A 446-nucleotide genomic window follows, 5' to 3' on the forward strand; every position below is an offset into this window, starting at 1 on the left:
CGGGCGTCGTGCCGCACTCGCTGTAGTTGGTGGTCACCGCGAGGCTCGAGGCCGGGACGCCGGCGTCGAGCGTGAACCAGTACCTGACCGTGGCGTTCTTCAGGGACCTGGCGGGGAACGCCGAGCGGTTGCGGACGATCGCCTTGACCTCGGTGAACGTGCCGCCGGCCGGCTGGTTGAGCTTGGCCTCGACGAACAGCTCGTCCTGGTCGGGCGTCTCGGCGACCGGGAACCCGGCGAGCGGCGTGCCGCCGTACTGCGCGGTGAGGTAGGCCAGGGCGCTCGTGAAGCCCGCGTTGTAGTCGGTCGCGACCTCGTTGGCGACGTAGTCGTCGCGGCTGTCGGTGTAGGCGTCGTTCGCGGACCCGGGGCCGCCGACGAGCGCGCCGTACAGCACGTGCCGCGTCTCGACCGGCACCTTGCTGGAGTCCTGCCACGACCCGTGC

Annotated in this window: 1 protein-coding gene; it reads right to left on the reverse strand. The window is 71.3% G+C overall.

The features are described from left to right. Nucleotides 1–446 (reverse strand): glycoside hydrolase family 9 protein (locus G3I71_RS47620; protein WP_203733163.1); only part of this gene is annotated, 446 nt, incomplete at both ends.

Origin of the sequence: Streptomyces sp. SID12501 (genome assembly GCF_010550245.1) — a bacterium.
Lineage (GTDB): Bacteria > Actinomycetota > Actinomycetes > Streptomycetales > Streptomycetaceae > Streptomyces.